Source organism: Tabrizicola flagellatus, from assembly GCF_008271465.1.
In the GTDB taxonomy this organism is placed as follows: domain Bacteria; phylum Pseudomonadota; class Alphaproteobacteria; order Rhodobacterales; family Rhodobacteraceae; genus Tabrizicola; species Tabrizicola flagellata.
The window spans coordinates 83,003-101,430 of the sequence record NZ_VMDU01000009.1 but is presented as its reverse complement, the minus strand read 5'-3'; the positions used below and the strand labels follow the sequence as shown (position 1 = coordinate 101,430).

The window sequence follows — 18,428 nt, the reverse complement described above, 5'->3', positions numbered from 1 at the left end:
CAATTGTCACCCGCCGGCTCTGGTTTCAGCTGGATGACTCTCGGGGGTCAGAGCAACCGGAGCGCCCTCTTCCCCTGCTTTGCCCAAAAAGAAAGTGTTTGCCGCAGAGCCAGCAAGTTGAGTGTTCAACACGACGCCCAGAGCAAGGCTACCATATGCAACGCCAAAGTCCGCCAGCGCGGTGTAGTAGGCAACACGATCCCCAGCATTCGCATGAAACCGAAGGACCGACAGTTGCGTGCTTGATAGCATGATGTGCTCCTAAAGGTTGGACGAGGTGGCGCAAGTGAGAAATCGAGTCACATTGTCCTGGACGCGACGCCAGTTCGGGAGTTCCGAGAGATCATAGGTTGCAGAGACATCAAGCCCGGCAGCTTCAAAGAATTGTTCGCAGCCTGGATTCATTAAGGTGCCTGGTGCATTGCAATTCAAGACAGTTTTCAGTTGTCCAGTTTCATCGAAATCGATGTATATGTTCTTGTTGATTTCTTTCTTAATCTCTTTACTTGGGGATTTAATTTCCTCGAGCCCGAATGGTCCGTCCATGCGACTATAGTCAGCAAGAGGCCTGTCCGGATTACCACCTGGAATGAACATCTCAGCCGCATGTGGTGCTAGTCTTTCCATTGGTATGTGATCTGAAATCAGAAACAGCAGCAGACTGCGAATACCATTCTTCTTTCTTACTTTGGTATCCGGGCGGGTGACCATCTCAAATGTCCCGATATCTACGCTGAACAACTGCGCCGTATCGCGGAAACCGTCCTTCCGGTCCCACCGATCCTCGAAATAATCGATGGGCACACGCATCTTCACCTCGCGGTGCTCAAGCTGCATGACGATGGTATGGTTGACGTAAGTGGCATCCTCGGTGAACGCCCAGCACGGATCCAGGTCGTCGGGAATGGGGGTTGGCGGAGTTTCGGCAGACGCCGCGCCAAAAAAACTCGCCATGACAACTGCGAAGGCAAACCGCATCAGGCACCATGACCACGCCGTGAAGCTCAGCGAAAGGGAAGCGCAACCGGGGGGGGGTAAGTCAAGATGAAAATGCTGGTCAGGCGTGTGGGATGCGGTTGATGCACAAAGCAAAACGCCCGAGGTTTCCCCCGGGCGTTCCGTCAATCCGACGTCAGGATCAGAAGCCCGACTTGATCATCTCGAATTCCTCGATCATCCGGTCGCGCATTTCGGTCGAGGGCGGGTCCTGGACGAAGAGCGGCGTGGTGACCGGATCGACGAAGGCGGCTGCCAGCCGCTCTGCCGGGATCTGGGCCATGGCGGCGTCGTTCGACAGCGCATAACCGATAGCATCGAGGAGCGGCTCGGCCGAGGAGGGTGCGAGCAGCGAGTTCATCAGGTCGTAGGCCTTGTCCTCCTTGCCGGGGCCGTCCTTCATGTTGACGAAGCCGCAGAACCAGGTGGCCGCGCCTTCCTTCGGGGCGCGGTTGAAGCCGACGGGGAAGTTCTCGCCCTGAAGGATCGCGACCGGGTCGTTCCAGGACCAGGCCACCTGCACCTCGCCCGAGGCCATCAGCTGCGCCAGTTCCGAGGGGTCGGCCCAGTAGGCGCGGACGTTCGGATGCACCTTGCGCAGCCAGTCGGCGGCGGCCTGGAACTGTTCGTCGGTCACGTTCTCCCAGGAGGTGACGCCGGTCGCCATGAAGGCCAGCGACCAGATGTCGTCGGTGTTGTCCGGCAGCGCGATGCGGCCGGCATATTTCGGATCGGCGAAGACCTGGACGGTCGCGACATCCTCGGCCGGGACGGTCTCGGCGTTGTAGGCGATGGCGGTATAGGCGTAGTCGGTCGGGATGAACCAGACGCCCTCGTCATTCTTGAAGGCATCGGCCATGCGGGCGGGGATGTTCTTGAACTCGGGGATCTTCGAGACATCCCAGGGCTCGATCAGGCCGGCTTCCATGTAGCGCGGCACGGCGGCGGCGCAGGGATGGACGACATCGGTGCGGAAGCCCGAGGAGACCTTCTGGAAGGCCTCGTCATCGTCGGCGAAGAAAACATAGGTCGGCTTCTGGCCGTGCTTGTCCACATAGGGTTGCAGCATGCCGTCGATTTCCCAGCCGGCCCAGTCGAGCACGGTCAGCTCGGGATCGGCGGCATGGGCCGCGACGGACATGGACAGCGCGGAAGCTGCGCCAATAAGGACGATGGATCTGCGGCTCATGTGTTCTCCTCTGCCTGCTGCGCGGACGGTCCGCCCGTCGGGCGCAGTTGTTTCCCCTGCGAAGTCGCGGACTGACCGCCCCCTTCAACGCGCCGAAGTTGGTTCGGGTTCCGCAAAAGGACAAGGGGAAACTGCGAAGATTCGCGGCTTTTGCCGCAGAAAGCCGCGCAATTTCCGGTGACCTTGCGTCACCGTGCCTGATTGGCGGGCGCAAGGCAGGGGCGGCGCGGGGTTGCGGGGCTTCGGCGGGCTTGCTAGTCCTGTCGGCGAGGCCGGGGGCGTCCCGACTCTGGCGGGCGGGGAGACATCCGTCCGTCTGGCTGGAAGACCTGCCGCAGACCGGGACCGTCCCGCACTGCGTGCGGTCGCCCCCGAACTGCGGCCCCAAGTGGGAGTCGCGCCGTGGCGCTTGATCTCGAATTCGTCCGTTCGCAGTTCCCGGCCTTCGCCTCGCCGGTGCTGTCCTCGCATGCCTTCTTCGAGAACGCGGGGGGCAGCTACCCTTGCGTGCAGGTGGTGGACCGGCTGACCCGGTTCTACCGCGACCGCAAGGTGCAGCCCTATGGCCCCTATCCGGGGGCGCAGGCGGGGGGCGCCGAGATGGACGAGGCGCGCGACCGGCTGGCGGCGATGATGGGGGTCAGGCGGGAGGAGGTCTCGTTCGGGCCCTCGACCAGCGCCAACACCTATGTCCTGGCGCAGGCGGTGCGGAAGTGGCTGGCGGGCGGCAAGGGGGCCGTCGTGGTGACGAACCAGGACCACGAGGCCAATTCCGGCGTCTGGCGGCGGCTGGCCGAGGAAGGGATCGAGGTGCGGGAGTGGAAGCTCGATCCCGCGACGGGATCGCTGGACCCCGAGGCGCTGGCGGCGTTGCTGGCGGACGGCAAGGTGCGGCTGGTGTGCTTTCCGCATTGTTCCAATGTGATCGCCGAGATCAACGACGTGGCGGCGATCTGCGCGATGGCGAAGGCGGCGGGCGCGCGGACGGTGGTGGACGGGGTGAGCTATGCGCCGCACGGGTTTCCCGACATCCCGGCGCTGGGCTGCGATGTCTACCTGTTCTCGGCCTACAAGACCTATGGGCCGCACCAGGGGATCATGGTGATCCGCGAGGCCTTCGGGTTCGAGCTGCCGGGGCAGGCGCATTTCTTCAATCACGGCACGCTCTACAAGCGGCACACGCCGGCGGGTCCGGACCATGCCCAGGTCGCGGCCTGCGCGGGGATGGCGGATTACATCGACGAACTCGCCGCACGGCACGGGGTGACCGGCGACGCGGCGGCGCGGAACCGGGGGGTGCACGACCTGATGCGGGCGCAGGAGGTGGCGGTGATCCAGCCGCTCTTGGACTACCTTTCCCAGCGGAACGATGTGCGGCTTCTGGGGCCGAGGGAGGCCGCGCGGCGGGCGCCGACGGTGGCGGTGGAGCTGGACCGGCCGGCCGAGCCGGTGAGCGAGGCGCTGGGCCGCGACGGGATCGCCTGCTGGGCGGGGGATTTCTACGCCGTGCGGCCGCTGGAGGCGCTGGGCATCGACCGCGAGAAGGGCGTGTTGCGGATGAGCGCGGTGCATTACACCAGCGCGGAGGAGGTCGTGCGGCTGATCGCGGCGCTGGACCGGGTGTTGTAGCGCCCATCTTGCGGCGCGCTGGCGCGCAAGCCCTTGCGTTTGTCCCTGCGCGGCAGGCGCGCAGGGACGGCGTTGGGGGTTTGCCACCCCCAAACCCCCGGGAGTATTTGCAAAAAGGGCAAATGCAGGGTGATCCGGCTGTCTGGTCGCGGCGTAATGCCAGGTTGAGAAGGGCTGGGGAATGTCAGAAGCACCGTTGATCCTGTGGTTCCGTCGCGACCTGCGGCTGGCGGACCAGCCGATGCTGGCGGCGGCGGCGGCGACGGGGCGGCCTCTCCTGCCCATGTTCATCCTGGACCCGGAGACCGAGGCTCTTGGCGCGGCGCCGAAGTGGCGGCTCGGGCTGGCGGTGGAAGCCTTCGGCCGGGCGCTGGAGGGGCTGGGCGCGCGGCTGGTGCTGCGGCGCGGGCCGGCGCTGGAGGTCTTGCGCGGGCTGGTCGCGGACGTGGGGGCGGGCGGGGTCTGGTGGTCGCGGCTATACGATCCGGCGAGCGTGGCGCGGGACACCGGGGTCAAGGCGGCGCTGAAGGGCGCGGGTCTGGAGGCGCGCAGTTTCGCGGGGCATCTTCTGCACGAGCCCTGGGAGATCGAGACCGGGCAGGGCGGGTTCTACCGGGTGTTCACGCCCTACTGGAAGGCGATGCGCGGGCTGCCGGTGGCGGAGCCGGCGGCGGCTCCGAAGGCGTTGCGGGGCGTCGCGGTCCGGCCCGGCTCGGACCGGCTGGAGGATTGGCGGCTGGGCGCGGCGATGAACCGGGGGGCAGGGGTCGTCGCCCGCTATCAGGCGGTGGGCGAGGCCGCGGCGCGGGCGAAGCTTGCGGCCTTCCTGGACGGACCGGTCGCAAGCTACGGAGAGAGGCGCGATCTGCCGGGGGAGGCGGGCACGTCGCGGCTGTCGGAGAACCTGACCTACGGCGAGATCGGCATCCGCGAGGTCTGGCACGCGGCGCTGCGCCGGCGCGAGGAGGGGGCGGGGGGCGCGGAGAGTTTCCTGCGCGAGCTGGCCTGGCGCGAGTTCAGCTATCACCTGATGCACCATTCGCCGCAGATCACCACGTCGAACTGGAAGCCGGACTGGGACGCCTTCCCCTGGCGCGGCGACAACCCGGAGGCCGAACGCTGGCGGCGCGGCATGACGGGCGAGCCCTTCGTCGATGCGGGGATGCGCGAGATGTATGTCACCGGCTCGATGCACAACCGGGTGCGGATGGTGGTGGCAAGTTATCTCACCAAGCATCTCCTGACGCACTGGAAGGTCGGGCTGGACTGGTTCGCCGACTGCCTGACCGACTGGGACCCTGCGGCGAATGCGATGGGATGGCAATGGGTTGCGGGATCCGGTCCCGATGCCGCGCCCTATTTCCGGGTGTTCAACCCGGCGGGGCAGGCCGAGAAGTTCGACCCCGACGGCAGCTATCGCCGCCGGTTCCTGGCCGAGATGTCGCGCGCGCCCGGGGCCGAGGCGCTGGCCTATTTCGAGGCGGTTCCGCGGTCCTGGCAGCTGCGGCCCGACCAGCTCTATCCGGCGCCGGTGGTGGACCTTGCCGAGGGCCGCGCGCGTGCCCTTGCGGCATATGGGGCACGAAATGCTTGAGCAAGGCCGCGGCTTTGGCGAAAGTGGTGACGGAAAAGCCCTGTGGGGGGGGACATGGACGTTCTGACGACGGTCGATGGCCAGCGCGACCTGCCGCGATATTTCGCGACGGCCTTCGAGGTGGCCAGGCGGCTGGGCGAGGGTCGGCTGGATTTCGTGCTTCCGGACGGGCGGCGCTTTCGCGTCGAGGGCCGCGCGCCGGGCATCGCGGCGGAACTGCAAGTGGTGCATCCCGATCTTTTCGCGCGGCTGGTGCGCGAGGGGGACCTGGGCTTCTGCGACGCCTACCTCGACGGCTGGTGGACGACGCCCGACCTGCAGGCCTTCCTCGACCTGATCCAGCGCCCGGCGAACAACATCGTCGGCGACGGCTTTCCGGGCATGGGCCTGGTGCGCGCCTGGGAGCGGCTGCGGTTCTGGCTGCAATCGAACTCGAAGCGCCAGGCGCGGAAGAACATCAGCTATCACTACGACCTCGGCAACGATTTCTACCGGCTCTGGCTGGACGAGACGATGACCTATTCCTCGGCGATCTTCGAGAACCCGCAGGAAAGCCTCGAAACGGCGCAGCGCCGGAAATACGCCAGCATGGTGGACCAGATGGGCGCGCGCGCGGGCGACCATGTGCTGGAGATCGGCTGCGGCTGGGGCGGCTTTGCCGAATATGCCGCGAAGGAGCGCGGCCTGCGCGTCACCGGGCTGACGATCAGCCAGGCGCAGCACGACTATGCAGTAGAGCGGATCGCGAAGGCGGGCCTGTCCGACCGGGTGGAGATCAGGTTGCAGGACTATCGCGACGAGCGCGGCAGCTATGACGGGATTGCCAGTATAGAGATGTTCGAGGCGGTGGGCGAGAAATACTGGCCGGTCTATTTCAACACCCTGCGCGAAAGGCTGAAGCCCGGGCGCAATGCCACCTTGCAGATCATCACCATCGCCGACGCGCGCTGGCCCCTGTATCGTCGGGGCGTGGACTTCATCCAGAAATACATCTTCCCGGGCGGCATGCTGCCGGCGCCCTCGGTGTTGCGTGCCGAGGTCGAGCGGGCGGGGCTGCGCGTCAAGGGATCCATCGAGTTCGGGGAAAGCTACAGCCTGACGCTGCGGCGCTGGCACGAGACCTTCGCCGACCGCTGGGGAGAGGTGCGCAAGCTGGGCTTCGACGACAGGTTCAAGCGGATGTGGGACTTCTACCTCGCCTCTTGCGCGGGAGCCTTTCAGGGTGGAAACTGCGACGTGACGCAGATCACGGTGACGCGTCCGAACTGAGGACAGCTCTGAATGGCATCAGCCCTGCCGACCGCCTCGAAACTCATGGCTGCGGTTTGCTTTGCGGTCGTGGGCTGGATCATGGCCAACTACTACGCGATGAACATGCCGGACGCCTCGGCCGCGGGGCCGATCCGGGAAGGCGCGGCGGTGATCGGGCTTTTCGTCGGCTGGGCAGTGATGGGGCCCGCGGTCGGCAAGGGCTATGTCGAGGCGGCGGGCGCGGGGATCAAGACCGCGTTCGTGCTGGCTGTGGTGGCGCTGTTCATGCTGGCCCTGCGCGAGATGCTGATGAATTCGGTCAAGATGCGCTACGAAGGGGCGCTGGATGCGATCCTGGACGTGTTCCAGGTGATGGCGCAGCGGTCGCACGGACTGTTGTCGCTGGGCGTGTTCGGCACGATACTCGTGGGCGGCATTGCGGCTGGGCTTCTGACCGAGAACGCGGGCCGCCGCTGGAAGTGATGTGACCGGGTTTCCGCAGGACTGGCCGCCCGCGCTTCGGGCGCTTGTGTCGGGTGCGGATCCGGCCGGCACTGGGGCGCGAGTGGCCTATCTCGTGGCGGTGCTGGGGCAGGATGGTCTGCCCGCCGGGGAGGCGGGGCTGGAGCTTGCCGCGCTGGTGCTACAGGGCTTCGGCCATCTGCCTGCCGAGGCGATGGCCCGGCGCCTGCCCGGTCTGAGGGTCGAGGCGGCAAGCCGGGTGCGCGCGGCTGCCGCCCCGGGGCGCGGGCTGCGGCAGGGGTCGGGCGAGGTCGCGCTTGGGGCGGTCACGCCGTCCCATGCCGGGTTCTTCGCGATCAACATCCACCGGCTTCGCCATGGCCGCTTCGACGGGAGCCTGAGTCCGGAGTTGACTCGCGAGGTCTTCGTCGTCGGCGACGCGGTGACGGTGCTGCCCTATGATCCCCGGCGAGACCGCGTGCTCCTCGTCGAACAGTTCCGCATGGGACCCTACGGTCGCGGCGACCCCTTGCCCTGGCAGCTGGAGGCCATCGCCGGCCGGATCGACCCGGGCGAGACGCCGGAAGAGGCGGCGCGGCGCGAGGCGGTGGAAGAGGCGGGGCTGGTGCTGGGCGCGCTGGAGAAGGTGGCGGAATACTATCCGACACCGGGGGCGGTGGCGGAATATCTCTATTCCTACGTCGCGCTCTGCGACCTGCCGGACGGGGTGGCCGGTGTCTTCGGGTCGCCCGACGAGGCCGAGGACATCAAGGGGCACCTTCTGTCCTACGACCGGCTGGTCGAGGTGATGGCGGCAGGCGAGATCGGCAACGCCCCGCTGCTTCTGACGGTGCTGTGGCTGCAGCGCGAGCGGGAGCGGTTGCGGAGGTAGTAGGATGGGCGGATCGTCCCGCCGGCGATCGCGCCAGGCGTTCACCCCTTTTGCCCTGCCGTGACCCCGGAGGGTTTCACACCCTCCGGACCACCCGTTGAGTATTTCTCAAAAGAGCAATCGGGATCGGTTCGTTACAGGTTCAACGCTGTCCATGCGCCGTTCCTGGCCGACGAACGCACGCAGGCATCGACGAAGGCGACGCCTTCGAGGCCCTCCTTGAGGCCGGGGAAGGTGGTGCCCTCTGGAACGGCAGACCCGGCCTTGGCGGCACGGATGGCGCGGGCCGCCTCGGTGTAGATGTTGGCGAAACCTTCGAGATAGCCCTCCGGGTGGCCGGGGGGAACGCGGGTGACGCGGGCGGCCTCGGGACCCGATCCGGCGCCGCCGCGGGTGATCAGGCGCTTGGGCTGCCCGAAGGGGGTGAACCAGAGGTAGTTCGGATCCTCCTGCGCCCATTCGAGCCCGCCCTTGGTGCCATAGACCCGCAGGCGCAGCCCGTTCTCGTTGCCCGGCGCGACCTGGCTGCACCAGAGCATGCCCTTCGCGCCCCCCTTGTAGCGCAGCAGCACATGGCCGTTGTCGTCCACCCGGCGGCCGGGGACAAAGGCGGTCAGGTCGGCGGCAAGGCTGTCGAGCGTCAGGCCGGTGACGAAGTTCGCCAGGTTGAAGGCATGGGTGCCGATGTCGCCGGTCGATCCGCCCGCGCCGGACCGCGCGGGATCGGTGCGCCAGTCGGCCTGCTTGTTGTCCACGGGTTCCGTCAGCCAGTCCTGGACATATTCCACGTTGACGAGCCTCAACTCGCCCAGCTCTCCGGCGGCGATCATCGCCTTCGCCTGCCGGATCATCGGATAGCCGGTGTAGTTGTGGGTCAGCGCAAAGATCACGCCCGAGGCCTCGGCCGCCCTGGCCAGCTTCTTCGCCTCGGCCAGCGTCGCGGTCAGCGGCTTGTCGCAGATGACGTGGATCCCGCGCTTCAGGAACTGCATCGCCACGGGCGCATGCATGTGGTTCGGCGTCACGATGGCCACCGCGTCGATCCCGTCCTTGCGCCGCGCCTCCTTGGCCGCCATCTCGGCAAAGCTCGTATAGGCGCGCGGCACGCCCAGGTCGGCGGCCGAGGCCAGGGCCTTCTCGGGGTTCGAGGAAAAGGCACCGGCGACCAGCTCGTACTGGTCGTCGATCCGCGCGGCGATGCGGTGGACCGCGCCGATGAAGGCGTCACGTCCCCCGCCCACCATGCCAAGGCGCAGGCGTTCGGGGCGGGCGGTATGGGCGGCGTCGATGGGCATGGCTTACCTCGTCTCGTCTTTCATCTGTCCAGAAATATCCCGGGGGGTCCGGGGGGCTGGCCCCCCGGTCCGCCCTGTCAGTCAAGCCCCAGCATCCGCCGGTTGGCGGCGCGGTCGGTCCCGGCATCGGCGAAGTCGTCGAAGGCCTTCTCGGTCACCCGGATGATATGGGCCGCGACGAAGGCCGCGCCCTCGCGCGCGCCGTCTTCGGGGTGCTTGAGGCAGCATTCCCATTCCACCACCGCCCAGCCGTCATAGCCGTATTGCGTGAGCTTCGAGAAGATGCCCCCGAAATCCACCTGCCCGTCGCCCGGGGACCGGAAGCGGCCCGCGCGGTTCACCCAGGACTGGAAGCCGCCATAGACGCCCTGCCGCCCGGTCGGGTTCAGCTCGGCATCCTTGACGTGGAACATGCGGATCCGGTCGTGGTAGATGTCGATGTGCTCCAGATAGTCCAGGTGCTGCAGCACATAGTGGCTGGGATCATAGAGCATGTTGGCGCGCCTGTGGCCCTTCACGCGGTCGAGGAACATCTCGAAGGTGACGCCATCGTGCAGGTCCTCGCCGGGGTGGATCTCGTAACAGACATCGACGCCCATCTCCTCGGCATGGTTCAGGATCGGGGTCCAGCGCCGGGCAAGCTCGTCGAAGGCCTCTTCCACCAGCCCCGCCGGACGCTGCGGCCAGGGGTAGAGATAGGGCCAGGCGAGCGCGCCCGAGAAGGTGGCATGCGCGGTCAGGCCGAGGTTGCGGCTCGCGGTCAGTGCCTTCTTCACCTGATCGACGGCCCATTCGGCCCGCGCCTTGGGATTGCCGCGCACGGCGGGCGCGGCAAAGCCGTCGAAGGCCGTGTCGTAGGCCGGATGCACGGCCACGAGCTGGCCCTGGAGATGGGTGGAAAGCTCGGTCACCTCCAGCCCCGCCTCGGCCGCGACGCCCTTGACCTCGTCGCAATAGTCCTTCGACGCCGCCGCCTTGTCGAGGTCGAAGAGCCGCCCGTCCCAGGACGGCACCTGCACGCCCACATAGCCGCAGTCGGCCGCCCATTTCGTGATCGATCCCCACGAGTTGAACGGTGCAGCATCCCCGGCGAACTGCGCCAGGAACAGCGCCGGCCCCTTCATCGTCTTCATTGCGTTCCTCCCATCCGGGCCGGGCGGCCCTGTTCCACCTTGACCGGGACCTCCAGCCCCTGCCGTTCGGCCCAGTCGCGCTTGTCGATCTCGGCCACCAGGGCGCGGGCCAGGAATTCGCCGGCCCGTCCCACATCCTCGCGCACGATCAGCACATCCTGCCTGAACCGGCGCAGGACGGCGATGGCTTCCTTCGCCACCAGGTCGAAATCCCGGCCCAGGACGCGACCCGTGCGTTCCGCCCCGGCGATGGCGGCCATGGCGGCGGTGGTCGATCCGACGAGGATCCCGTCGGGCGGATTGGGCCGGGTGAAGCGCGCGGTGATCGCGGCCTCCACCGCCTCGCCGCCGCTGTCCGAGGTCACGCCCTCGGCCACCTCGAAGGGTATCCCGAGAAGCGCCGCCTCGTCCGAGAAGCCGAAGGTCATGTGCCGGGCATACATGTGCGCGCGCGGCGGCGGAACCAGGAGCAGACGCCGTCGTCCGCGTTCGGCCAGCGTCCGGACGCCGAGCCGGCCGTAGGCCTCGTTGTCGAAGTCGAAATAGGGGTGGTCGATGCCCATCGCGGTCCGGCCATGCGCGGCGAAGGGAAAGCCGTGCTCGTGCATGTAGCGGATACGGGGGTCGTCCTCCTTGGTCTGGTTCAGGATGATGCCATCGGCGCTTTCGGTTTCCACGATGTAGCGGATCGGCTCCATCGGGTCCTGGTCGGGAAAGAATGGCGTGACGATCAGGTGATAGGCGGTGCCACGCAGCGCGTTGGCGATCGAGTAGATCAGCCGCGAGGTGTGGTTCATCACATCCGCCTCGGTCGAAAGCACCAGCGCGATGACATTGGTCTTGCCCGTGCGCAGGCGCACACCCGCGCGGTTCGGGCGGTAGCCGAGCTGGGCGGCGGTCTCGCGCACGCGGCGCTTGGTGTCCTCGCCGATGTCCGGGGCGTCCTTCAGGGCGCGCGAGACGGTGGCGATGGCGAGGCCGGTGGCAGCGGCGATCGTCTTGAGTGTGGGGCGGGAATCCGAATCAGGGACAGCGGGATCAGAGAGGGTGGCCATCGCAGCCTCCGTCGGCCGGGCGCGGGGCGGTGCAGCCCCGACGAATCCCGGATGGTGATTCGGTGATCGCCGGTCCCTTTGCACGCGCAGCGCCGCGCGACGCTCCGCTGCCGGGAAGCGCCCGTCCGGCAAGGGGTTTCACGCTGTTTCGGCAGTGCGGCATTGACCCGATTTACCCGATGACTCCCGCGCGGAATGGCGCAGATCATCCTCTCATGAAAACTTGTGTCACAGGGCTCGACAAGCGAAAAGATCAGTTGATCGGCAAAACTATAACGTTATAGGCTATTTCTATAACGTTTTAGAAACCGGGAGGAACGGCATGAAACTTTCAAGGATGACGGCGCTTCTGGCGATGACCGTGGCGATGCCCGCCATGGCCACCGAGCTTGAGGTCACCCACTGGTGGACTTCGGGCGGGGAAGCGGCGGCCGTGGCCGAACTGGCCAAGGCCTTCGACGCGAGCGGCGACAAGTGGATCGACGGCGCCATCGCGGGCGGCGGCGGCACCGCGCGTCCGATCATGATCTCGCGCATCACCGGCGGTGACCCGATGGGCGCCACCCAGTTCAACCACGGCCAGCAGGCGCTGGAACTGGTCGAGGCCGGACTGATGCTGGACCTGACCGACGTGGCCGAGGCGAACAACTGGAAAGAGATCGTCTATCCGCCGAGCCTTCTGGACGCCTGCACCGTGGACGGCAAGATCTACTGTGCGCCGGTGAACATCCACTCGCCCGAATGGCTGTGGCTGAACAACAAGATCTACGAGGATCTGGGCATTCCGGTTCCGACCAACTGGAACGAGTTCGTCGCCACCGCTCCGAAGGTGCGCGAGGCGGGCAAGATCCCGCTGGCTCTGGGCAACCAGCCCTGGCAGTCGAACCTCGCCTTCGGCGCGATGCAGATCGCCGTGGCCGGGCTTGACGCCTGGAAGGCCGTGAACGTGGACAAGAACATGGACGTGGCGGCCGGCCCGGAATATGCGGCCGTGTTCCAGGCCGCGGCCGATGCCCGCGAACTGGCGCGCGGGTCGAACGTGCAGGACTGGAACCAGGCGACCGCCATGGTGATCAACGGCGATGCGGCCGGCCAGATCATGGGCGACTGGGCGCAGGGCGAGTTCCAGGTTGCCGAGAAGGTCGCCGGCAAGGACTATACCTGCCTGCCGGGCCTGGGCCTGAACCAGTACATCTCGACCGGCGGCGATGCCTTCTACTTCCCGAAACTGGACGACCCCGAGAAGGAAGCCGCGCAGAAGCGCCTGGCTGCGCTTCTGGTCAGCCCCGAAGTTCAGGTCGCCTTCAACCTGAAGAAGGGCTCGCTGCCGATCCGCGGCGACATCGACATGGCGGCCGCCAACGACTGCATGAAGAAGGGTCTGGAGATCCTCGCCGGCGGCAACATCGTTCCCTCGGGCGACATGGTCTGGTCGCCGGACGTCCAGAAGCTGAACGAGGACCTGATGGTCGAGTTCTGGAAGTCCGACATGTCGCCGGAAGACGCCCATGCGAAATGGGTCGAGAACCTGAAATCGGGTCTCTGAGACTGACTTCACGACAGGGGGTCGCCCGGTAGCGGGCGGCCCCTTTTCGCACCTGACAGTCGAAAGGGGGGCAGGGACCGATGTCAGCCAGCAGCGAGGCGGACGCAATCCGCACAGCTTCCGCGGCCAGGCCGCGACCGCGGTGGACCCGCAACATCAGCGCCAAGATCGCGGCGATCCCGATGATCGCGACGGCCCTGGTGGTCTTCGTCGGCGGCACGATCTGGACCGTCGTCTATTCCTTCACCGACTCCAAGCTCCTGCCCCGGCTGCGCTGGGTGGGGCTGGACCAGTACGAACGGCTCTGGTCGCAGAACCGCTGGCTGGTCTCGATCGAGAACCTGATGTTCTACGGGGTGATGTCGCTGGTCTTCACCATCGCGATGGGCTTTCTGCTGGCGGTGCTGATGGACCAGAAGATCCGCTTCGAGGACACGTTCCGCACCATCATGCTGTATCCCTTCGCGCTCTCCTTCATCGTGACGGGGCTGGTCTGGCAGTGGATCCTGAACCCGCAGTTCGGGATCGAGGGCGTTGTGCGCGACCTGGGCTGGACGAGCTTCAGCTTCGACCCGCTGAACAACCCGCAGACCGTGCTGTATGGGCTGCTGATCGCGGGGCTCTGGCAGGGCACGGGCTTTGTCATGTGCCTGATGCTGGCGGGCCTGCGCGGCATCGACGAGGACATCTGGAAGGCCGCGCGGGTGGACGGGATCCCGACCTGGAAGACCTATCTGGTCGTGGTGATCCCGATGATGCGGCCGGTCTTCATCACCACGCTGGTCATCGTCGCCTCCGGAATCATCCGGCTTTACGACCTGGTGGTCGCCATGACCTCCGGCGGGCCTGGCGGCAACGCCAGCCAGGTGCCGGCGATGTATGTCTACGACTACATGTTCCAGGCGCAGAACCTTGGCCAGGGCTTCGCGGCCTCGACCATGATGCTTCTGTCCGTGCTGATCGTGCTGATCCCCTGGGCCTATCTGGAATTCGGAGGCAAGAAGCATGGCTGACATCTCGATGAGTTCCGCCATGACCGGCCCGCGCGGCGCGAGGCCCAAGCGCGCGCTCAGCCCGCGCAACATCATGCTCTACGGCATCCTGATCGTGGTCTGCCTCTATTACCTCCTGCCGCTCTGGGTGATGGTGATGACCAGCCTGAAGGGCATGCCCGAGGTGCGGATGGGCAACATCTTCGCGCCCCCGGTCGAGATCACCTTCCAGCCCTGGGTCAAGGCCTGGTCCGAGGCCTGCACCGGCCTGAACTGCGACGGTCTCAGCCGCGGGTTCTGGAACAGCGTCATCATCACCGTGCCCTCGGTGATCCTGTCGATCGCCATCGCAAGCGTGAACGGCTACGCGCTGATCAACTGGAAATTCAAGGGATCGGACATCTTCTTCACCATCCTGATCTTCGGGTCCTTCATCCCCTATCAGATCATGCTCTATCCCATCGTGATCCTTCTGCGCGAAGCGGGGCTTTACGGCTCGCTCTGGGGTCTGGTGATCGTGCATTCGATCTTCGGCATGCCGATCCTGACGCTGCTGTTCCGGAACTACTTCAGCTCGATCCCGGAGGAACTGTTCAAGGCCGCGCGCGTCGATGGCGCGGGGTTCTGGGGCATCTACTTCCGCATCATGCTGCCGATGAGCCTGCCGATCTTCGTGGTGGCGCTGATCCTGCAGGTGACGGGGATCTGGAACGACTTCCTGTTCGGCGTGGTCTACACCAAGCCCGCCTATTACCCGATGACGGTCCAGCTGAACAACATCGTCAACTCCGTCCAGGGGGTGAAGGAATACAACGTCAACATGGCCGCGACCCTGCTGACGGGCCTGGTGCCGCTGATCGTCTACTTCGTCTCTGGCAAACTCTTCGTGCGCGGTATCGCCGCCGGTGCCGTGAAAGGCTGATCCATGGGAAACTCGATTGAAGTCAAGGACCTGACGCTGAACTTCGGCTCGGTCTCGGTCCTGAAGAACATGAACCTGAACGTCGAGGAGGGCGAATTCGTCGTGCTCTTGGGGCCATCGGGCTGCGGGAAATCGACCTTGCTCAACTGTCTTGCGGGGCTGCTCGACATCACCGACGGGCAGATCTGGATCAAGGGGAAGAACGTCACCTGGGCCGAACCTTCGGACCGGGGGATCGGGATGGTGTTCCAGTCCTATGCGCTTTATCCGCAGATGACGGTGCGGGGGAACCTGAGCTTCGGCCTGAAGAACGCCCGGGTGCCGCAGGCCGAGATCGACAAACGCATCGCGCGCGCGGCCGAGATCCTGCAGATCCAGCCTCTCCTGGACCGCAAGCCCGCGGCGCTTTCGGGCGGGCAGCGGCAGCGGGTCGCCATCGGGCGGGCGCTGGTGCGCGATGTGGACGTGTTCCTGTTCGACGAACCGCTGTCGAACCTCGACGCCAAGCTGCGCAGCGAATTGCGGGTGGAGATCAAGCGCCTGCACAACCAGCTGGGCAACACGATGGTCTATGTGACCCACGACCAGATCGAGGCGCTGACGCTGGCCGACCGGATCGCGGTGATGAAGGGCGGCGTGATCCAGCAGCTTGCCGCGCCGCTGGAAATCTACAACCGCCCGGCGAACCTGTTCGTGGCGGGCTTCATCGGCTCGCCGTCGATGAACTTCCTGAAGGGGCGAACGGTGGACGGCGGCCGCGCCTTCCAGTTCGGCGCGACGAAGATCGACCTGTCCGGCTATGACGGCGGGGCGGTGCTGGAGCGCGACGATGCGATCCTCGGCGTCCGGCCCGAGCATATCACCGTCTCCACTACGCCCCCGGCCGGTCCCTCGATCCCGGCCGAGGTCGAGATCGACGAGAACCTGGGCGCCGACAGCCTTTTGTGGCTGAAGGCCGAAGGGACCAACATGAGCGTGCGGGTGCCGGTCGAGGGCCGGATTCCCGCGGGAACGAAGGTGCATCTGGGGCTCGATATCCCCAAGGCATCGCTCTTCGACGCAAAGACGGAACAGAGGATCTGACATCATGCTCGACCTGGCGGGTGCCTGGACGCTTTCGGATGAAAGCGGCGCCCATGTCGTGGCCTTCGACCTGCCCGGGGACGGGATCACCGCGCTGCACAAGGCAGGGGTGATCCCGGACCCCTATCGCGGCCGGAACGAATATGACTGCCGCTGGGTCAGCGAGCGGGACTGGCTGGCGCGGCGCAGCTTCGACCACGACGGCAGTCCTGCGGTCCTCGTGGTCGAGGGGCTGGACACGGTGGCCGAGCTGCGGCTGAACGGCCAGGTGGTGCTGGCAGCGGCCAATGTCCACCGGCGCTGGCGGGTGGACGTGTCGGGCGCGCTGCGCGAGGGGCGGAACGAGGTGGAGATCCGCTTTCGCAGCCCTGTCCGCGAGGCGGCGGCGCGGGCGGCGCGGATGCCGTTCCCGATCCCCTACCAGCAGGTCAACGGCCCGATCCCGCATGCCAACATGCTGCGCAAGCAGCAGTGCGATTTCGGCTGGGACTGGAACATCGCGCTGGGCATCTTCGGCCTGTCGGGCGCGATCCGGCTGGAACGTGCCGGCCCCCGCATCGGCGATGTCATCGTCACCCAGGCGCACCGGCCCGGCATGGCCGAGGTCTCGCTGGCCGTCCATGCCGAAGGGGTCGAGGCGGTCGCGGCCAGCCTGTGCGGCGTCACCGGCACGGCTCCGGTCCTGGGCGGGGTGGCGCGGCTGACGATGAAGATCGCCGATCCGGTGCTGTGGTGGCCGGCGGGGCAGGGGGCGCAGGCGCTGCACGAGCTGGTGCTGGAGGGCGGCGGCGCGCGCCTGGTCCGGCGGATCGGCCTGCGCGAGATGCGGCTGGTCTCCGAACCCGACGCGGCTGGGCGGTCCTTCGGCGTGCAGGTCAACGGTCGCGCGGTCTTTGCCAAGGGGGCGAACTGGATCCCGGCGGATGCGCTGTTCGGGCGGATCACGCCCGAGGGCGTGCGGGGGCTGCTGCAATCGGCGGTCGATGCGCACATGAACATGATCCGCATCTGGGGCGGCGGGCGGTACGAGCCGGACTGGTTCTACGACCTTTGCGACGAGCTGGGTCTGATGGTCTGGCAGGACTTCATGTTCGCCTGCCATCTTTATCCGTCCACGCCGGAATTCCTCGCCGAGGTCGATGCCGAGGTGCGCGACGTGGTGGCCCGGATCAGCCACCACGCCTGCATGGCGCTCTGGTGCGGCGATAACGAGCTGATCGGGGCGCTGACCTGGTTCCCCGAAAGCCGGAAGGACCGTGACCGCTATCTGGTGAACTACGACCGGCTGAACCGTACGATCGAGGCCGCGCTCCATTCGGTCCTGCCGGGGGCGAACTGGTGGCCCTCCTCGCCAAGCCCGGGGCCTTTGGCCTTTGGCGACGCCTGGCATGACGACTCGTCGGGCGACATGCATTTCTGGAGCGTCTGGCACGAGGGGCGCGACTTCGACCATTATCGGGACGTAAGCCCCCGGTTCTGTTCGGAATTCGGCTTCCAGTCCTATCCGTCCCTCTCCGCGATCCGGCGGTTTGCCGACGCGGCCGACTGGAACATCGCCAGCCCGGTGATGGAGAGCCACCAGAAGAACCCCGGCGGCAACGCGCGGATCGCCGAGACGATGTTCCGCTATTTCCGCTTCCCGGTGGATTTCCCGAACTTCGTCTATGTGAGCCAGGTCCAGCAGGCGCTGGCGATCAAGACGGCGGTGACGCATTGGCGCAGCCTCAAGCCGCATTGCCAGGGGACGCTCTACTGGCAGCTGAACGACACCTGGCCGGTCTGTTCCTGGGCAAGCCTGGATCACGGCGGGAACTGGAAGCTGCTGCATCACATGGCCGCGCGGTTCTATGCGCCGGTCCTGGTGACGGCGGTGCCGAAGGACGGCGGCATCGAGTTGCGGGCGGTGAATGACCGGGCGGGGCCGGTGACGATCACCGTCACGGCCAATGCGGCGGCGATGGACGGGACGACACGGCAGCTGGCGCAGACGACGGTCACGGTTCCGACCGATGCGGCCGTGCCGGTATTGACCCTGGCCCCCGATGCGCTGGGGGCGGGCGAGGTGCTGGCCTTCACCTGGTCGGGCGATGCGCAGGGCGGGGATGTCCATGCACCGAGGCCCTGGAAGGCCTACGACCTTCTGCCCTCGGGCCTGACGGCGGACATCAAGCGGGAAAGCGACTTGTGGAAATTGACCTTGCAGGTCAAGGCTCTCGCCCCGTTTGTTGCGGTAGAATCTGAAGTTCCGGGCCGCTTCTCCACCAATGCCGTGACCCTGTTCCCGGGCCATCCGGCCACGATCACCTTCACCCCCGAGGATGCCTCGGCGGTCCCGACCTTCACCCTCCGCGATCTCCATTCCGCCACCTATGGCGGCTGACGAAAGGAC

Annotated in this window: 15 protein-coding genes; 10 read left to right on the top strand and 5 right to left on the bottom strand. The window is 66.5% G+C overall.

Annotation, left to right across the window (positions count from 1 at the left end; translation table 11 throughout):
- Window positions 1–261 precede the first annotated feature (261 nt).
- Together FL625_RS12915 and FL625_RS12910 are read right to left on the bottom strand one after the other, a co-directional pair.
- Window positions 262–978, bottom strand: a complete 717-nt coding sequence (locus FL625_RS12915) for a hypothetical protein (RefSeq protein ID WP_149589091.1) — start codon at window positions 976–978, stop codon at window positions 262–264.
- Window positions 979–1,138: 160 nt separating this feature from the next.
- On the bottom strand, window positions 1,139–2,185 hold the full coding sequence (locus FL625_RS12910) for an ABC transporter substrate-binding protein (RefSeq protein WP_149589090.1): 1,047 nt from the start codon (window positions 2,183–2,185) through the stop codon (window positions 1,139–1,141).
- 402 nt (window positions 2,186–2,587) lie between these two features.
- Here FL625_RS12910 and FL625_RS12905 point away from each other — a divergent pair, with 402 nt between their 5' ends.
- From FL625_RS12905 to FL625_RS12885, 5 genes are all read left to right on the top strand, one after another.
- Complete coding sequence (locus tag FL625_RS12905) at window positions 2,588–3,814, top strand: aminotransferase class V-fold PLP-dependent enzyme (RefSeq protein WP_149589089.1); 1,227 nt, start codon at window positions 2,588–2,590, stop codon at window positions 3,812–3,814.
- A 181-nt stretch (window positions 3,815–3,995) separates the two neighbouring features.
- Window positions 3,996–5,408, top strand: a complete 1,413-nt coding sequence (locus FL625_RS12900; RefSeq protein WP_149589088.1) for a cryptochrome/photolyase family protein — start codon at window positions 3,996–3,998, stop codon at window positions 5,406–5,408.
- A 54-nt stretch (window positions 5,409–5,462) separates the two neighbouring features.
- Window positions 5,463–6,677, top strand: coding sequence for an SAM-dependent methyltransferase (locus tag FL625_RS12895; protein WP_149589087.1), 1,215 nt, complete (start codon window positions 5,463–5,465; stop codon window positions 6,675–6,677).
- A gap of 12 nt (window positions 6,678–6,689) precedes the next feature.
- The gene (locus FL625_RS12890; protein WP_149589086.1) at window positions 6,690–7,142 is read left to right on the top strand and encodes a TrgA family protein; all 453 of its coding nucleotides are present in this window, start codon (window positions 6,690–6,692) and stop codon (window positions 7,140–7,142) included.
- 82 nt (window positions 7,143–7,224) lie between these two features.
- Window positions 7,225–8,013, top strand: a complete 789-nt coding sequence (locus FL625_RS12885) for an NUDIX domain-containing protein (protein ID WP_290426959.1) — start codon at window positions 7,225–7,227, stop codon at window positions 8,011–8,013.
- 134 nt (window positions 8,014–8,147) lie between these two features.
- Here the strand turns inward: FL625_RS12885 and FL625_RS12880 are convergent, their stop codons facing one another.
- The 3 genes from FL625_RS12880 to FL625_RS12870 all read right to left on the bottom strand — a co-directional run bounded on the left by FL625_RS12880 (window position 8,148) and on the right by FL625_RS12870 (window position 11,496).
- A complete protein-coding gene (locus FL625_RS12880; RefSeq protein ID WP_235019410.1) occupies window positions 8,148–9,308 on the bottom strand; it encodes a Gfo/Idh/MocA family protein in 1,161 nt (386 codons plus the stop codon).
- Between the two features lie 77 nt (window positions 9,309–9,385).
- The gene (locus FL625_RS12875) at window positions 9,386–10,441 is read right to left on the bottom strand and encodes a sugar phosphate isomerase/epimerase family protein (RefSeq protein WP_149589085.1); all 1,056 of its coding nucleotides are present in this window, start codon (window positions 10,439–10,441) and stop codon (window positions 9,386–9,388) included.
- A complete protein-coding gene (locus tag FL625_RS12870) occupies window positions 10,438–11,496 on the bottom strand; it encodes a LacI family DNA-binding transcriptional regulator (protein WP_149589084.1) in 1,059 nt (352 codons plus the stop codon). Before FL625_RS12870 ends, FL625_RS12875 begins: the two co-directional genes overlap by 4 nt.
- Window positions 11,497–11,818: 322 nt before the next feature.
- On the opposite strand from FL625_RS12870, the gene FL625_RS12865 reads away from it, so the two are divergent.
- From FL625_RS12865 to FL625_RS12845, 5 genes are all read left to right on the top strand, one after another.
- On the top strand, window positions 11,819–13,042 hold the full coding sequence (locus FL625_RS12865; protein ID WP_149589083.1) for an ABC transporter substrate-binding protein: 1,224 nt from the start codon (window positions 11,819–11,821) through the stop codon (window positions 13,040–13,042).
- Window positions 13,043–13,224: 182 nt separating this feature from the next.
- Window positions 13,225–14,055, top strand: a complete 831-nt coding sequence (locus FL625_RS12860; RefSeq protein ID WP_235019409.1) for a carbohydrate ABC transporter permease — start codon at window positions 13,225–13,227, stop codon at window positions 14,053–14,055.
- Complete coding sequence (locus FL625_RS12855) at window positions 14,048–14,956, top strand: carbohydrate ABC transporter permease (protein ID WP_149589081.1); 909 nt, start codon at window positions 14,048–14,050, stop codon at window positions 14,954–14,956. The genes FL625_RS12860 and FL625_RS12855 overlap by 8 nt, the downstream gene beginning before the upstream one ends.
- A 3-nt stretch (window positions 14,957–14,959) precedes the next feature.
- Window positions 14,960–16,039: an ABC transporter ATP-binding protein gene (locus FL625_RS12850; protein WP_149589080.1), complete on the top strand. Its 1,080-nt coding sequence runs from the start codon at window positions 14,960–14,962 to the stop codon at window positions 16,037–16,039.
- A 4-nt stretch (window positions 16,040–16,043) separates the two neighbouring features.
- The gene (locus FL625_RS12845; protein ID WP_149589079.1) at window positions 16,044–18,419 is read left to right on the top strand and encodes a beta-mannosidase; all 2,376 of its coding nucleotides are present in this window, start codon (window positions 16,044–16,046) and stop codon (window positions 18,417–18,419) included.
- Window positions 18,420–18,428: the final 9 nt, after the last annotated feature.

Excerpts from the sequence above, each read along its gene's own strand:
- FL625_RS12915 (WP_149589091.1), bottom strand. The coding sequence starts at position 978 with ATGCGGTTTGCCTTCGCAGTTGTCATGGCGAGTTTTTTTGGCGCGGCG.
- FL625_RS12910 (WP_149589090.1), bottom strand. The coding sequence starts at position 2,185 with ATGAGCCGCAGATCCATCGTCCTTATTGGCGCAGCTTCCGCGCTGTCC.
- FL625_RS12900 (WP_149589088.1), top strand. The coding sequence starts at position 3,996 with ATGTCAGAAGCACCGTTGATCCTGTGGTTCCGTCGCGACCTGCGGCTG.
- FL625_RS12895 (WP_149589087.1), top strand. The coding sequence starts at position 5,463 with ATGGACGTTCTGACGACGGTCGATGGCCAGCGCGACCTGCCGCGATAT.
- FL625_RS12890 (WP_149589086.1), top strand. The coding sequence starts at position 6,690 with ATGGCATCAGCCCTGCCGACCGCCTCGAAACTCATGGCTGCGGTTTGC.
- FL625_RS12880 (WP_235019410.1), bottom strand. The coding sequence starts at position 9,308 with ATGCCCATCGACGCCGCCCATACCGCCCGCCCCGAACGCCTGCGCCTT.
- FL625_RS12875 (WP_149589085.1), bottom strand. The coding sequence starts at position 10,441 with ATGAAGACGATGAAGGGGCCGGCGCTGTTCCTGGCGCAGTTCGCCGGG.
- FL625_RS12870 (WP_149589084.1), bottom strand. The coding sequence starts at position 11,496 with ATGGCCACCCTCTCTGATCCCGCTGTCCCTGATTCGGATTCCCGCCCC.
- FL625_RS12865 (WP_149589083.1), top strand. The coding sequence starts at position 11,819 with ATGAAACTTTCAAGGATGACGGCGCTTCTGGCGATGACCGTGGCGATG.
- FL625_RS12860 (WP_235019409.1), top strand. The coding sequence starts at position 13,225 with ATGATCGCGACGGCCCTGGTGGTCTTCGTCGGCGGCACGATCTGGACC.
- FL625_RS12855 (WP_149589081.1), top strand. The coding sequence starts at position 14,048 with ATGGCTGACATCTCGATGAGTTCCGCCATGACCGGCCCGCGCGGCGCG.
- FL625_RS12850 (WP_149589080.1), top strand. The coding sequence starts at position 14,960 with ATGGGAAACTCGATTGAAGTCAAGGACCTGACGCTGAACTTCGGCTCG.
- FL625_RS12845 (WP_149589079.1), top strand. The coding sequence starts at position 16,044 with ATGCTCGACCTGGCGGGTGCCTGGACGCTTTCGGATGAAAGCGGCGCC.